Source organism: Desulfoluna sp. CLI2B (assembly GCF_056847375.1).
This window is the reverse complement of record NZ_CP186557.1, coordinates 1,759,334-1,774,091: the sequence shown is the minus strand read 5'-3', so window position 1 is coordinate 1,774,091 and position 14,758 is coordinate 1,759,334. Positions and strand designations below refer to the sequence as shown.

General features: G+C 54.0%; 12 protein-coding genes. 2 read left to right on the top strand and 10 right to left on the bottom strand.

Going from position 1 to position 14,758, the window contains the following annotated elements; genetic code table 11:
• The first annotated feature begins 661 nt into the window (after window positions 1-661).
• Window positions 662-1,153, top strand: coding sequence for a GNAT family N-acetyltransferase (locus ACOYW2_RS08565; protein WP_482770124.1), 492 nt, complete (start codon window positions 662-664; stop codon window positions 1,151-1,153).
• A gap of 435 nt (window positions 1,154-1,588) precedes the next feature.
• Here ACOYW2_RS08565 and ACOYW2_RS08560 read toward each other — a convergent pair whose 3' ends face one another.
• The 6 genes from ACOYW2_RS08560 to ACOYW2_RS08535 all read right to left on the bottom strand — a co-directional run bounded on the left by ACOYW2_RS08560 (window position 1,589) and on the right by ACOYW2_RS08535 (window position 6,131).
• Window positions 1,589-2,926 carry an MlaD family protein gene (locus ACOYW2_RS08560; RefSeq protein WP_482770123.1) on the bottom strand — a complete coding sequence of 446 codons (1,338 nt, stop codon included), beginning with the start codon at window positions 2,924-2,926 and terminating at the stop codon, window positions 1,589-1,591.
• The gene (locus ACOYW2_RS08555) at window positions 2,923-3,180 is read right to left on the bottom strand and encodes an MlaD family protein (protein ID WP_482422550.1); all 258 of its coding nucleotides are present in this window, start codon (window positions 3,178-3,180) and stop codon (window positions 2,923-2,925) included. The genes ACOYW2_RS08560 and ACOYW2_RS08555 overlap by 4 nt, the downstream gene beginning before the upstream one ends.
• Before the next feature lie 58 nt (window positions 3,181-3,238).
• A complete protein-coding gene (locus ACOYW2_RS08550) occupies window positions 3,239-4,510 on the bottom strand; it encodes a paraquat-inducible protein A (RefSeq protein ID WP_482770122.1) in 1,272 nt (423 codons plus the stop codon).
• A 194-nt stretch (window positions 4,511-4,704) separates the two neighbouring features.
• Complete coding sequence (locus tag ACOYW2_RS08545; protein WP_180141088.1) at window positions 4,705-4,923, bottom strand: amphi-Trp domain-containing protein; 219 nt, start codon at window positions 4,921-4,923, stop codon at window positions 4,705-4,707.
• A 99-nt stretch (window positions 4,924-5,022) separates the two neighbouring features.
• Window positions 5,023-5,679 (bottom strand): flavodoxin family protein, encoded by a 657-nt coding sequence (locus tag ACOYW2_RS08540; RefSeq protein ID WP_482770121.1) that lies wholly within the window; start codon window positions 5,677-5,679, stop codon window positions 5,023-5,025.
• Between the two features lie 107 nt (window positions 5,680-5,786).
• Window positions 5,787-6,131, bottom strand: coding sequence for a GNAT family N-acetyltransferase (locus ACOYW2_RS08535; RefSeq protein WP_482770120.1), 345 nt, complete (start codon window positions 6,129-6,131; stop codon window positions 5,787-5,789).
• Between the two features lie 392 nt (window positions 6,132-6,523).
• Between ACOYW2_RS08535 and ACOYW2_RS08530 the strand changes: the two genes are divergently transcribed.
• The gene (locus ACOYW2_RS08530) at window positions 6,524-8,164 is read left to right on the top strand and encodes a metallophosphoesterase (RefSeq protein ID WP_482770119.1); all 1,641 of its coding nucleotides are present in this window, start codon (window positions 6,524-6,526) and stop codon (window positions 8,162-8,164) included.
• A 138-nt stretch (window positions 8,165-8,302) separates the two neighbouring features.
• Here the strand turns inward: ACOYW2_RS08530 and ACOYW2_RS08525 are convergent, their stop codons facing one another.
• The 4 genes from ACOYW2_RS08525 to ACOYW2_RS08510 form a co-directional block, all read right to left on the bottom strand.
• Window positions 8,303-9,907 carry an amidohydrolase family protein gene (locus ACOYW2_RS08525; RefSeq protein WP_482770118.1) on the bottom strand — a complete coding sequence of 535 codons (1,605 nt, stop codon included), beginning with the start codon at window positions 9,905-9,907 and terminating at the stop codon, window positions 8,303-8,305.
• A 495-nt stretch (window positions 9,908-10,402) separates the two neighbouring features.
• Entirely contained in the window at window positions 10,403-11,455 is a 1,053-nt protein-coding gene (locus ACOYW2_RS08520) for a metal-dependent hydrolase family protein (protein WP_482771006.1), read from the bottom strand.
• A 451-nt stretch (window positions 11,456-11,906) separates the two neighbouring features.
• Window positions 11,907-13,229 carry a LuxR C-terminal-related transcriptional regulator gene (locus ACOYW2_RS08515; protein WP_482771005.1) on the bottom strand — a complete coding sequence of 441 codons (1,323 nt, stop codon included), beginning with the start codon at window positions 13,227-13,229 and terminating at the stop codon, window positions 11,907-11,909.
• An 8-nt stretch (window positions 13,230-13,237) separates the two neighbouring features.
• The gene (locus tag ACOYW2_RS08510; RefSeq protein WP_482770117.1) at window positions 13,238-14,245 is read right to left on the bottom strand and encodes a winged helix-turn-helix domain-containing protein; all 1,008 of its coding nucleotides are present in this window, start codon (window positions 14,243-14,245) and stop codon (window positions 13,238-13,240) included.
• Window positions 14,246-14,758 lie beyond the last annotated feature (513 nt).

Below are 14,758 nucleotides of genomic sequence, written 5' to 3'. Positions count from 1 at the left end.
GAGAGAAGACGTTACCTCGTTGGGCCCGTTTTTGTCTGCCACTGCCACCGGCATCGCACAGGCTTCCCATGCGGCAAATCAAGTCCGCGCATTGGGCGAATAAAAGCCCTGCCACCCCAGGATCAGAGATAAACAGCCCTGGCGTCACATCCCTTGAAAAAAAGCCCCAGGGCTTGACAAGCCCCGGGGTCCGGGAGCAAGGTGATCTTGTCGCCTCCACCTCTTGCAAGGACGACACCCGATCTGGGGACACCAACGATGACGCAGACCGCCACCGCCGGAGCCGATTGAAAGAGGAAGACTTCCATCAATACGCCGAGGACATATGTCGAAATCAGTTGATTCAAAGCGAAACGTTAAAAAGAAACCCCAAAAAACCCTCAAGGAAAAGAGACAGGCCAAACATGAGAAAAAACTCAAAAAGGCCGCTCACTCAGACATCTAAGAGCCCGGACCGCAAAAAAGCAACAGGTAGACAGCGCGGACGGTTTGCCATCAGGCCATGACCGACGCCGAGCGGGCACCCCGCGGGGCCATGTCTCCGGCTACCAAACACCACGCTTTTTTTAAGGTCCCACCGCCTGACCCGCCCCCTGATGATGGGTGCACACCCCGTAAGGGGCGGGTACCAGAACCCAGGACACAGATACGGATTCCCCCCATGCTTACGTACAGATCCATCTCGGTAACCGACTGGCCCCGTATCCTTGATATTCAACGTGAAAGCTACTCTCAGTCTTTCGTTGAGAGCCTTGAAGCCCTCCAAAGCCGATGGCTCGCCTCCCCGACCACATGCCTTGTGGCCGAAGGCCCGTCGAATATTTTAGGGTACGCATTGGCCCACCCCTGGAAACAGGGTCACGCCCCGGCCCTGGATACGCCCCTTGATGGAGGCCTCAGCCCGGAGCTTCTCTATATCCATGATCTTGCCGTTGCCAAATCCACCAGGGGCTCCGGAGCCGCATCCATTCTGGTTCGCGCCCTTGCCTCCTGTGCTGCCGAGGCAGGCATGACCCGCATGGCCCTCACCTCGGTCCAGGGCAGCGTCCCTTTTTGGGAACACCATGGTTTTGCCCCCACACCCCTTGAAAATTCCCTGGCAGGTTATGGCGCAGATGCCGTTTACATGACCGCCACCATCCCTCGCCACTGACATTCCCGCATTCTGCAAAAAACAGCCACGATTCAGGGTACTTCAGCCTTCTATGGTTAAAGTGGGTGATAAAAGCAGGCCTCCGGTGGCCAGGTGGGTACACCTGGAAACCCTATGGCGAATGCATGGAAGCTCACTTCATGCAACCGTTTGCGGGGCATTCGCGTGGTGTGTGACATGTGGCGACCGTTTTTGCAGGAGAGGCCCATTTCATTCTTCTGGATACACGATGAGGAGCACTTGAAATGCCCTTGACGTTAACCGGAATAACTCCGGTGGTCCTGACGGGGGAAATAAATTTGAGCCCAATATCCCTGCCCCCATCAGCCTGCCCATACAGGCGCTACGGCACCCCATAACAACAAAGGGGGGCCGTAAAGCCCCCCCTTCTTTCGTTCGCTGCGGGATTCGAACCCTATAAAACAGTCAAGGATTTCATGGTGCGGCATTCTTTTCTTCAAGGGAGACAACAACATCGGAATCCCAGGCCAGCCAGTCCCGCCACTTTTCGTCCATCTCCCTGTGCAGGACAAAGTGGTGATCCTTTTTCACCCGTTTTCCCTGTGCCTCCGTTTCGGGAGTGGCAAAGGCGATGCCCCCTGCAATCAAGGTTTCGAAGGATTCTGAGGAGATTTTCATCTTTGTCATGAGGCCGCCCTGAATGCGGATACCGCTGACATTCCAGAACCGTGTATCGGCGCTGACAAGGTCGGCGAACTGTTCGTAAATATTGATGTACACATAGACTTTATCCCTTTTTTCAGACAATTCGGAGCCGGTCACATGCCCCACCTTGACTTGCCTGTAGGTCACCGGGCGATTTTTTTTCAAAGAGCCTAAAGTCTCGCTCTCCAGAACGAGGTTCAACCCGGCAGGCTCATGCATGCGGACCGGAGGCTGTTCATACACCCTGAATTTGCGAGCCGGTTTTCCTCGCCCCGGTTCCATCTTCAGGTAAGCCCCTTTGATGATACTGCCGACGTTGCGGATCCCAGACACGGATATCTCCGGGGTCACTACCCAGATATACGAGCCTTTGCGTAAAAGGGCCGCCGATTTTTTTGTAATGCTGGCAATAGCCACCAATCCCTGCATGTCTTTGGCCAGGAACACATCGGTGACCGTTCCGATGGTGACATTGCGATAGGTGATCTTCGCGCCGGTGTTGACGCCATGGTGCTGAGGCATGTAGAGGGTCACCTCGATGTTATCCGCATGGCGGGCATCGTCAATATCCTCATAGAGCGGAAACGATTGATCGGGAGCCACCGCTTTGCCCCCTGCAGGGGTTTCAAACTCGATCCCCCCTGCAAAAATAGACTTGAAGGTTCCGATCTTCAAATTGATGTTGGGCAAACTGGCCTTCAACTTGATGCCACTGACATCCCAGAAATAGGACGTGGTGGTCACAAGGTGTGAGTATTGCTCGTACACAAGGATCTCCACAAGAATCGTCGCGTCCTCTGAGAGCCATGACTTAAGCACCTCACCCACCTGGATTTTCTTGAAAAGAACCGGGGCCCCCTGGTCATGCATACTGGACGCTTTGGTCTGAAGACGAAACGAGTTCCCCGGCGCGCTTTCCATAAGGGCCGGCGGTTCCTTCTCCACGACAAAAAAGGAGGAAATAGCCGTAGCCTCGCCCGGTAGCACACCAAGGTAGCTGCCGGACACCAGGGTATCGAGGCCCGAGATCTGATTAACGGACACCTCCGGGCGAACCACCCAGAACAAGGTATCCTCAACGATATGCTCCCTGGACGCCTTTTTCATTTCAATGATGGACCTCCTATAACAGGTTCTCGCGAAACGGTCAACCTCTTGACCATACCCACGGGAAGGCCCTTAAAAAGCACCTGGGTCTTCCCCGGGGTGATCCCCACCGCGTCTTCCATGCGCACAACAATCTCGTACCCGGCCTCACGAACACTCTTAAGCACCAGCCACCCTCCGATCATCAACGCGATAATGGGGAGAATCCACACGGGAGAGATGCTTTTCCTGGTCTTCACGACGGCTTTGTTCATGGTGTTCATTCCTTGACTGAAAGATGGCTGTAGAGATAGGCCTGCCCGCCCCTATAAATCAGGATTTTTCGTGACGTTCGTCCCAAAGGAGACGCGCGTCAAAGGTCAGGGCCGCAAGCATGGTAAAGGTCACCACCCCGGCAAAAAACGGGGCTCCGATGGCCGCATGGGTGGAGGAAAACTCTCCGAAATTCACAAGCACCGCCATCAACGCAATGACAAAGATATCGAGCATGGACCAACGCCCGATAAACTCGATAAATCGAAACATCAGGGTTTTTTGACGCCGTTTGCCACGCCACCCCAGCTGCACGGATAACAGCGCCAGGCCCAGGCCGATGATCTTATAGACGGGCACAAGAACCGAAGCGGTAAAGATAACAACGGCAATTCCGTATTCCCCGGAGTGCATAAAATAGATAATCCCGTCCATGATGGTGGAGTATTGAGAGGCCCCGAGAAAATCCACCCGCATGATGGGCAACACATTGGCAGGCACCAGAAAAATCGCGGAAGACGCCACCAGAGCCCAGGTCCTGCTGAGGCTGTCTGGCTTGCGATAATGCAGGTCTGCTCCGCAGCGGGGGCACTCTGGTTCCTCTTCTGTGGCGACATCATCGCCCTTTGTCAATTTCCCGCACTCGTGGCAACACATCAGCCCCGCTTCCATGGCGGTCTGCATCTCGGCGAAAGGCCCGGAAATGCACCCATCGCCTTCCAACCCCAACTGTTCGTCTATCTGAAGCCAGAGACTGGATTTATCCAGGACGGACAATGCACAGAGGTTCATGACAACCATCACCAGAAAGCAGAAAAATCCGATATTAAAGGTGATACTTGCCATGGAGTACACCTTGATAATGGTCACCAGGACCCCGATGAGATACACCTCACCCATCCCCCACTCCTCAAGGGACTGAAAGGTTCTCAGGAGCCATGCCTGAAAACGGGGGAAACGCTTTATCCTGGCCAGAGCGGCAAGCAGGAAAAGCAGGGCCGGGTTTAAGAATGGAAGAAGGATCGCCGTGAGAAATACCATAGAAGCCACGGCAATATACCCCTGCTTGTACATGAAGATGCTGTTGTCCAGGATACTGCCGCTGGCCTCCATTCCCAAGGCATTCAGGGTCATGAGCGGCGTAAAAACTGCAGGGACGTACACGAGAAGGACGATAAACGTAAAGGCAAGCGTGCGGTTGAGCGAGTCCGTCTTGGGGGTATGGATTTTTGAACCGCACCTCGGGCAAAAGGCCGTACTGCCCGGCAGGACATCCTCTGTTTCCAAAAGCAAATCACAGCCATGGCACGAGGTTACGTATGGGGAGTTCATCGGTCACCTTGAATTGAAGGCCCCGTGGACGAGGCACATCTTGGTGCATCGGTACCCACGGATAAAGGAATGCTCTGCGAAAGGGGGAAAGCATGACGTCTTGATGTGGACACACATCGTTTTAATTCTACCAAAGATATAAGCACCTTGTCACGCCCCATGATCACAACAGGAGAATGGACGCCCCCCTTTGGCTAATCGTTTCGCCACCGGACTTGAAACTCGATCTCTTCCTCGGCACCTTCCCGTTCATGTTCCACCGTAAAGGTGGCTCGCACCGGGACGTAAATCCGTTCCCCGGCTATCTGGATCTCAAATTTCTTCCCCGTTTCCAGCGCATCGGCCAGCCGCCTGAGCTTGGCCACGAATTCCGAAGTGCTGTAGGCTTTTTCAATATCGCGTTCTTTCTTCATGGTGCTCCTTCTATCCATGGGTTGTCCCCTGAAGGTGGCGGGCTGGTCCCGGGTAACCCGATCATCTTTTGCCGGGACGTCCCATGCCTGTTAAACATGCTATCCTCTGGTCACGTCCCGGGTCATCCTGCACCCCAAAGCAAACGCTTTTTCACAATCTACGGGAAACACATCCCGCCGCCGACGCATTTTGGCGTCCACATCCACCCTGTCGCACACGACCTTGTCATGGTCTTCAAACTGGAGAGTATCGTAACAATACTGAGCCTCCGAGGCACCGAATATCATGGCAAGGGTCATCTCAGTGGATTCAAGGGCATATCGCAGGCGCATCTCGGTCATCTCCTCTTCCGTGATGTTCATGGTGTAGATGAACCCGGTGGCCATGGTGCGGGAAAAAAGTGTCCGCCAGGGATCCCCATACTCCAGGTAGGGGAACATAAGACGCTCCAGAAAGGACCTCATCTCCCCGGTGACCCGCCCAAAATAGATGGGCGAACCCAGGATCAGGGCATCCACATCCCGGATAGCGTCCAGCACGGGCGCCAGCCCGTCTTTCAACCCACAGGCACCATAGCTTTTGCCATCTTTCTGCTTGCAGGCAAAGCAACTGCGACACCCCTTGTAATCCAGGTCGTAAAGATGAATCAGCTCGGTCTCCGCCCCTTCCGAAGCGGCCCCTTCCAGGGCTTTTTCAAGCAACGTCGCCGTGTTCCATTTCTTCCTCGGACTGCCGTTGACTGCCAGAACCTTCATGGGACCCTCCTTCGAATGGGTATGGCCCGGCATCCGCGACCCGGCTGCCGGGAAAGCCTTCTAAATTTCGCGAGGATTTCTCTTGCGCCTGTGTCTCTGTGGCACCATCAGGTCATGCCCCGGTACATGCCCGGAGCATCGGGCTCCCTTGGATGGAACCCAAAGGAAGCATAAAAAGGCCCCAGCCCCTGTGACGCCATAAGCCCGACAAAGGCACCGGGTGGGGCCTCGGCACCGATGTACCCCATGACCTTTTGCATCAACAACGTTCCCAGGCCTTTGCCCTGAACCGACGGATGGACCATCACATCCTGGACATAAAAATAGAGTCCGCCGTCCCCCACAACACGCCCAAGCCCCACCAGTAAACCGTCGACCTCGGCGACAACGGAAAACAGAGAGCTTGCCAGGGCGCGGCCAATGGCCTCATCATCCGGGATGTTCCAACCCACGGACGCCCTCAACGTCTTATATTCTTCAACCGTAGGAATCCTTTGCTGAAAATGCATTGCACTTAGCCCTTTAAAACCATATGGCTATGATGAGTCATGGAATATGTGTCGCGCCGAAGTGTAATTCGGAGATAATATGAGATAGCATTCCTTACTCCTTTACCACAAATCAAGCCAGACAGGTGACTGAAAAAAATATAAAAGCTCAGCATCTTCTTCCACGTCACCACGGTGAGATAAAATGGTTTCTGATTTTTTCTCATTGAATTCTTATCCCTCACACATCATCACCTCACAACTCGCTGAACATATTTCACAGGACAGTCCCCCCCCGGCAACTGACAGCAAACTCCCCACATCATGAAACGGCCCTTACCCCACAGGAGGTTACGATGCAAAAACACCTTACACCGCATGCCGCATGGGCGGTTCTTTTTCTCTCAGCGATCCTGGTATTGGCAACACGACACATGGCATCCGCCGACTTCGGCCGGAACACCGGTCTGGACTTCATTGTGGCCCCATACCTTATCAAACCCGGCCCCGATACCATGACGATCATGTTCGAAGCGTTTTGCCTCTCGCCGAGCCTCCTTGTTCAGGAGGAGGGAACATCTACCTGGAACCGCGTGGAAACCAGGGTCACACCGGTCCTGCCCACCCTCCATAAAGCACGGCTCACCGGTCTCAAGCCGGACACCACCTATCTCTACCGTGTGGAAACAATCTTTCGCAGAAGCCCGGTATACCGCTTCCATACATGGCCCCGTACCGGAGGAGACACCACCGTCGCTAAACTCGTTGCCATCAGCGACAGCCAAGGGGATCACCCGGAACGCCTTGCCGATATCATCACCAACGGAATTATCGCCGTGGAAGGAAATGGCAGCGCGGACACCTGCGCAGAAACCATCTCCGCCCTTCTCGTAACCGGGGATCTGGTGAAAAACGGCGACAACAAGAGCCAGTGGACCGATGAATTTTTCGCGAACCTCCAGCCCCTTGCCTCCAGGGTCCCCCTGATTCCGGCTCTGGGCAACCATGATATGACGCCCTTCTTCTATGCCTGCTACTTTGACATGCTTCCCAACGGCAGCCTTGAGCACTGCATGAAGCTCTCCCGTTACAACCTGCTGAACACCATGATCCTCACCCTCAACAGCAACGACCTGATCCAGATCGACGCACTACCGGATACAGGGGGACTCCTCCAGCGGGAATGGCTCCTGGACCACCTCTACGACGCCCAGGACGACCCGGCAACGGACTTTGTCCTTACCCAGTTTCACCACCCCTGCAAATCCGAGCTCTGGCCCCCGGGTGAAGCCGAAAGGTCCTGCCGCTTTGTTGCCATGCTCGAACGGTTCACCGAAGAAACCGGCAAACCAAGCTTTCACCTTTTCGGGCACACCCACGCCTACTCACGGGGCCAGAGCCGGGACATGCCCCATGTCTGGCTCAATGTGGCTCCCACGGCAGGTGACATCGACTATTGGGGCGAATACGACATGACCGATTACGATGAGTTCCAAAAATCGGTGGATGAATTCGGCTACTGCCTCATCACACTGCACGCAGGAGAACGCCCCGCCGTGCAGGTGGTGCGCAGATCCGGTGGAAACGGCATCCAGTGGTTTCACTACACCGACGACACCATCAGCGATGCCTTCACGATCCGCTACGATAACCAGCCCCCCGAGATGCCTAGAATCTCAGCAACGGAACATGCGGGCGCCCTTCTCCTCCGAGGGACAGCCTTTAGCGACCCGGATGGGGATTCTCACCTGGAGTCCCATTGGCAGCTCCTTGCAGAATCAGGAGAGAAGCCCATGGACATTTGGGGCAACCGCACCAGGGCGGAAAACATCTGGATGGGAGAAAACATTCAGAAAGATGTGGACATCACAACCCATCGGGTAACAGGCCTCTCACCCGGTACCTACGACGCGCGTGTGCGATACAGAGATGAAGGCCTTGTCTGGTCGCCTTGGTCTGAGACGGTATCCCTCACCCTGCCGGACACAACTCAATAGTAAGGAATATGCCTGCCCGCGTGTCGAATAAACAAAGCCCACCTCGAGATCACGAGGTGGGCCTCATTCTTCACCAAAACGTATGTGAAAGCTCGCTCGCTTCAACTCAGAGGTAAGCTATTTCACCTGGCATCCATATCAATCCTTATGGTCACATGGCTTTTTGAAATCACAGCATCCCAGGTTGCTTGAGCCGCCGATATCTTTGGGCAGTACGTAAAACGTTCTGGTCCAGTGGTCTGCATCAAGTTGTTGAAACCTACCTTCTTCCTGCGGCTCGAAGCGGATTGCCTGCCCAGCGTCAAAACGCTTCAGCGGCACTTCATCCCTCATAACAATAATGCCGCTGACAATGACATGCGGAATCCCCGACGAGGGGAGCGTTCCCGTCTCGTAGGTGGCATTATCGGTGATGGTTTCGGGATTGAACATGGTGATGTCCGCAACCATGCCCTCCTGCATACGGCCCCTAAGTTGCATGGCTTTCAGCCCCATGTCGCCGAGGGGTTTTGCATAATTGTAGCTGGACATGGACACGGCCTGCATCAGGGGAATGTTGTTTTCCCGGGCCATGCGAAAAACCTTGGCAAAGGAACCTGAAAATCGTGGGTGGACATTGGGCAGCTCTTCGTAAGGAGTCTCCCATGTCAGGCCCTCATCGGGAATCATGGGCATGCCGTCGCTGCCGATGGCAACACCCGGCATCTTGATCCAGTCCAGGATGGCTTTTTCGGGCATCTTGAATATCACCACAAGACGGGTAGGCTCTTTCGTCAACATCTCTTCGCGGCTTTCCCGGGTGTAAAACTCACCGGTCGCCACATCCATCAGGGTTTCTTCATATGTGTTGCCGAGCTTTTCAACCCACACCTCCGGTTCAAGGAAGACGGCATTCAAGGCCGTGGAGCCTGCGTGATAAGGATATACCTCACCCCAGACATTGTACCCTTTTTCACGCATACGGAGCATCAGTTCGTGAACCATGGCGTAACCGGGGTTGTTAAAGTGAAAGGCAATGCCCGGTGACCCCAGAGCTGCAGAGTTGGCAAGCATCTCCTGAATGCCGAGCACTTCTTCAACATCATTCCCCGGCGTGAACCTGAAATGCATCCCGATCTGACGCCCATAATAGCCCCCGAGCCGCTGCAACTCAAAGATCTCGCGCGAAGAGACGCCATCCCGCATGTAGCCCACGGTAGAGCCGATACCGATGGCCCCCTGGCGCAGTCCTTCATCGATAATGGCCAGGATTTCGTTTCCCTGTGCCAGGGTGGGGCGTGTTTCTGACCATCCCTGTTTCACGCGGGACGCCATGGCATCGGGTGTGTGGAGGTATTTCCAGTCCTTAAATCCGTCCAGGACCTCTGCGCGCGCAAATTCGTGGGATACCGAAACCCCAAGGTTTAGCGGTGTATTCCCCTCGATTTTAGTGTAAAAATCAGCCACCTGATTACCGGGAGCCCCCACTTCGAGATCCATGATGGTTGTGCGGCCGTCGCGCACCATCAGGCGGTAGGCATAGGGTTCCAAACAGTGCTGGTGGCCATCGATAAACCCGGGAGCGACAACCAACTCTGTGGCATCGATTACCGCCTTTCCCTTGATCTCTTTGGGCGTGATCAATCCGATAACCCCATCTTTGATCCCGACATTACGGATGGCATCGAAGTTGGTTTCCGGGTCCATCACCCGGCCATTGAGGATAACGATATCAAAATCGGTATCGGCCGACATCGGCTTCATTTTGGCTCCTTGTTGGTTAACGCACCCGACCGTCATTCCAACCAGTAGCAAACAGACCATCCGGACAACACGTCTTCTCATGATCATCTCTCCCTGGGAGCTTTGTCATCTTTCACCATAAACGGTGGTCCAAGGCAATTCGACGCCTACAGATTCTACGCAGGACGACGAAACAAGAAATTCGCAAAAGCCTTCCTTTCGCAAACCCCCGAATCTTCAATTAAGCATGGAATTTGACATACGAATTTCAACAACACCATCAAGACATGGTTGTAGTCATATCCGTTACACTGCCCAAATGATTCTGTCAACAACCAGAGATGTGCCTTTGTCTAGCTCCATGTACCCCTGACACGTGTTGTGCCAGGGGATCATACACTCTCAAAAAGGTGCCGCCACCCCATAGATAACTTGCAGGGCAAGGAGTGAGCGCAATATCAGCTTGTCTCTCGTGGCGAGTTCCATAGCCGGAGTTTCCTTTCTGTGCCTGGGAGCCTACTCGATGGTATTCTTGTAGATTTTTCCGTCTTTCATGATCAGGGCGAGGTGCTCTTCAGGCCTTGTCAAAATCCGTATATTTTCCAAAGGATTCCCGTTTATCAGGAGAATATCGGCCAACGCCCCTTCTTCAATAACACCAAGCTTCCCGGGGTAGGGGTTGCGTGGGCCGGACAGCGCAAGCACCTCGGCGTTAACCGATGTGGCCTGCCTTAAAATTTCAGCATTGGAGAACCACTGGGTACGGTTGGTAAACTCCGTGACCTGGAGCTTTTTCAGCTCCATGGAGCCCACCATGTCGGTCCCGAACAGAACCTTGGCCTTGTGTTTTTTGCAGGTCTTCATCAGGTTGTCCAGTCCCTGCTTGGCCTGCTGCTGGCGATCCCTCTGGGCCGGTGTGAAGCTCTCGGGTGCAGGGCTCATAAAGAGTGCTGTCTGTGCGCTGATATAGACCCCTTTCTTGGCTGCCATCTTTACTGTTTTTTCGCTTATCAGGTTGGCGTGTTCCAGGGTCATGGCCCCGGCTTCAATGGCCATCCTGGTTGCGGCATCGGTGTAGGTATGCACGGCAACGTAGGTGTTCCACCGCTCTGCTTCCCCGACTGCCGCCTTGAGCTCTTCAAGGGAGTATTCGGCGATATCGAGGGGATCGTAAAGCCCGGAAACGGCACCGCCGGTAAACACTTTCAGAAAATGGGCCCCTTTTCGAAACTGCACCCGACTGGCAGCCAGAACTTCAGGAACGCCGTCAGCAAAGACGATCAATCCCGCATACTCGAGGTCGGTTACTCCGGGACCACCCATCATTCGGGGCATGGTGGGCGGGGACCTGAAGTCGCCATGGCCGGTGGTCATGCTGAGGGCTGCACCGCCGGAATAGATGCGGGGTCCCGTAAAGTAGCCTTCGTCTACGGCTCGTTTGACACCGAAAACGGTCCCTGCAACATCCCTGATCGTCGTAAACCCCCTCATCAGAGTACTTTCCGCCTCAACAAGGCTGAGGGCTGCCTGATAATCGAGCGGCTTAAACATATGATCCGTCACGCCCATATTCCACTGAAGATGGGTGTGGGCATCGATAAAGCCAGGGGTCAGGGTCCTCCCGTTTCCATCAATCACCTTGGCACCTTCGGGCGCATCGATTTTCTGGCCGATCTTTTTGATGATATTGCCCACCACCAGCACATCTTGGTTAGGAATCAGTTTATCGGTTTTTCCGTCAAACACGTTGACATTTTTAATCAGAACACCAGAGGCGGTTTCCTCGTCATGCGTTTCGGCATTCACCATGCCGGCAAAGCAGAGGAAAAGGGACAGGATCAAGACAGAAACAATCTGTTTTCTCACCGGGGATCTCCTTGTCTTTAGAATGGTTTGAGAAGTATTCGCCTTTTAACGGGAATGGTGACATGGTGTACTTGATTTGTAGGAACAGCGTCAATACCACTTAAGTGGTAGACGCGATGTTTACCCCTCGCTTTTGCACCGAAAAGTTGGTGTTTCATTCAAAAGGTGAATCGATAAATCCCATTTCACAAGCTTTGCTCACGGCACCGATACGGTTTGTCGCATTCAGTTTCTTAAACACATTTCGCAAATGGACTTTTACCGTGGCAACGGAAATTGACAGCTCGTGGGCTATTTCCTTGTTGCTCATCCCTTCTGCCAGATAGGAAAGGAGCTCTGCTTCACGCTGGGTTAAAAGGTCGGAAGAAGGTAGCTTCAGGATGGGACGTTCCGATTTACAGGAAGGTATGTTGGGAGAGGTTGAAACAGCATCCTTGCGGCAAGCAACAAGGACAACGCCGGCAAAGGTGTGATCGGGGTGGTGGGTCACATAACGTTCCAACAGGGGGACCATGGGCTGGCCCATGTCTATAAAGGAACGGATCCACCTGCCGCCCTCAGCCAATTCCATAGCGGTTCGAAGACTCGCCACCGCCAGGGAGTCCTCTTGCCTTGACCGGTGTAAAATTGTTTGAAGAACCAAAACGTTGATACGCACATTGCTGCGATGGATCCTTCGCATCTCTTCGTCCATTTTGGTCAGTCGCTCGCAGGCCTCTTCACGGCTTGTGTCGGTACCTTCGGCCAGCAGGCATTTCACGTGTGTGAGAAGGGGGACATAGAAGAACCACCGAGGCGGGCCGGCGTCGAAGCACGCCTGGTCCCGGAGTTGAAGGGCCTGCCGGATATCACCCCGCCGAAGGCAGAATTCCGTTTCAAAGGAGTGGATCAAGTCCCCTGCCCTCATATGGTCATTTTCACGAAAATATGCCTTTAAGTCGTCCAGGACCTTTTCAGCCTTGGCCTCTTTGCCCTGGGCAAGGTAAATACAAGCAAGGATGCACCCGCCATCGGCAAGATAATTCGGATTTGCCGAATAGGGATTTGGCTGAGCTTTAAGAAGGTAATATTCAGCGGCTTCGAGGTTATTGCGCATATACAACGCCGAGCCATAAAAGTAATACGCATAGACCTTGGTATGGCGAAACGGCCCATCATTCAAGGAACCCAGGCATGCCTGGGCAGCATCTATTACGCCCGCCGGGTTGGCATTCAGGTAATGGACATAGCTTAGGCATATATGCATTCGTGCCCGGATATTCTCTGGTGTAAACGGATGTGACGCGGCCTCTTTGACCACGTTCTCTGCCATGAAACTGTCTCCTGTCATCTGGAACCCGGCAGACAGCCCAAACACAAGAAGGGATCTGACCATATAGGCATCGTCACGAAGATGGACCGACGCACCTTGCCCGCAGGCAACAGCTTTTACGGGATCGCCCTCAAGGACACTTATAAGACCTTGAAGAACAAGCACTTCGCCTTTCAATTCATTGCTTTCGGAATGCGCCGAGACTCGGGAGAAAGCCCTGCAAGCAAATGTTCGGCTTTCTGGGTGCAGGAATAGATGTCGATATTTCGCCCCAGATCGGTTCCCAAAACAGCTCGTGTTGTGAGCAACAAGGGGTCCTTCTCCAAAACGGCAGCGGGAAATGTCATCAGCCAATGGCCAAGCCGCGTAAACTGAGAGGCGTTCATGAGCGTGTGGCGATTTCTCCTCACCACGCCAACCGCAGCGCCATTGTCCCCGGCAGCCACATAGTGCTGGATGGCCTCTTCAAACAAGCCGTTATCGGCAAACCACCCCCCCACGATACGGTGCAATTCAGCAACCTGCTCTGCGGATCTTTTTCTATTCAGCTCCTTTCTCAAAAAATCTTGAAACAGGTGATGATATCGGAACCAATACCCGCGATCATCCAGACCGACAATAAACAGATTCTGTTGGGTAAGCCATCGGATGAACCCTTCTGCCCGGGTGCACGGAGCCGGTTCTTTTTGCTTGTCGTGAAGTGTTTGGCACAAGGGCGCGCAAAACCGGTCTAAAATGGCCGTGCTTAACAGAACCGAGACCATGTCAGGGCTCAACCGAGAAAGAACTTCGGCAAAAAGGTAGTCGGCAATATGAACGGAACTTCCGCTCAGGATCTCGGCCTTTGACTTCAGGTCCTTTTGCCCCTTCAGGTACAGCCCTGTCAGGCGCAACCCGGCAGGCCAGCCTTCTATTTTTTCTTCCAGGATGGCGGCCGTGGCATCATCCACGGAAAGCTGTCCCATCTGTTTTAGAAAAAGACGAACTTCCTGGGGAGAAAGGCGCAATTCATCCCCTCGGATTTCATTCACAAGCCCGCGCGCTCGCATCCCTGCAACGGACAAAGGAGGATCTTTTCGCGAAAGAATCACAAGGTGCAGCGCCTTTGCCGGGAAGTCCATGAGCCCAGCGACCAGGTCGTGGACCCGATGGTCCGTGATGCAATGATAGTCATCCAGCACAAGACAGAAGGGCTCTTTGAGCTTATTCAGGTCATTGAGAAGAGACCGCGTCAGGGTTCCCACGGGCGGAAGGGACTGGGCTTCTAGCAGCGACTCGGTCTGCAGGGCCCCTTGAGGCAAAACAGGTTCAATTGCGGCCAGAACATAGTATAAAAACTGTTGTAAATCGTTGTCTTCGGCTCCAAGGGAGATCCAGCCGCAGGCAGCCCCTCGTACCCTGGCCCACCGACTCGCAAGGGTGCTCTTCCCGTATCCGGCCGGTGCGATGATCAGGGTCAGGGGCCTTCGGGTTCCTTCATCAAGGCGCAGGAGGAGGCGTTGCCTCGGAACAATGTCCCCCGCCACATCGGCTCTCTGGAGTTTGGTATGAAGCAGTGCGTTTTTCATATCTTTCCCAGCGGTTGACAATGCAGATTCAAAGAGTAAAAGGGAGCGTCGTCTTTATGTGGCCGCATCTTACAATTACAGAGAGTTAGCAATAAAAACCCGGCATTAAAAAAGCAAAATGTTACG

Bases quoted from the DNA above. Each gene is read 5' to 3' on its own strand.
- ACOYW2_RS08520 (WP_482771006.1), bottom strand. From the start codon at position 11,455: ATGGGCGTGACGGATCATATGTTTAAGCCGCTCGATTATCAGGCAGCC.
- ACOYW2_RS08545 (WP_180141088.1), bottom strand. From the start codon at position 4,923: ATGAAGAAAGAACGCGATATTGAAAAAGCCTACAGCACTTCGGAATTC.
- ACOYW2_RS08540 (WP_482770121.1), bottom strand. From the start codon at position 5,679: ATGAAGGTTCTGGCAGTCAACGGCAGTCCGAGGAAGAAATGGAACACG.
- ACOYW2_RS08560 (WP_482770123.1), bottom strand. From the start codon at position 2,926: ATGAAAAAGGCGTCCAGGGAGCATATCGTTGAGGATACCTTGTTCTGG.
- ACOYW2_RS08555 (WP_482422550.1), bottom strand. From the start codon at position 3,180: ATGAACAAAGCCGTCGTGAAGACCAGGAAAAGCATCTCTCCCGTGTGG.
- ACOYW2_RS08525 (WP_482770118.1), bottom strand. From the start codon at position 9,907: ATGAAGCCGATGTCGGCCGATACCGATTTTGATATCGTTATCCTCAAT.
- ACOYW2_RS08550 (WP_482770122.1), bottom strand. From the start codon at position 4,510: ATGAACTCCCCATACGTAACCTCGTGCCATGGCTGTGATTTGCTTTTG.
- ACOYW2_RS08530 (WP_482770119.1), top strand. From the start codon at position 6,524: ATGCAAAAACACCTTACACCGCATGCCGCATGGGCGGTTCTTTTTCTC.
- ACOYW2_RS08565 (WP_482770124.1), top strand. From the start codon at position 662: ATGCTTACGTACAGATCCATCTCGGTAACCGACTGGCCCCGTATCCTT.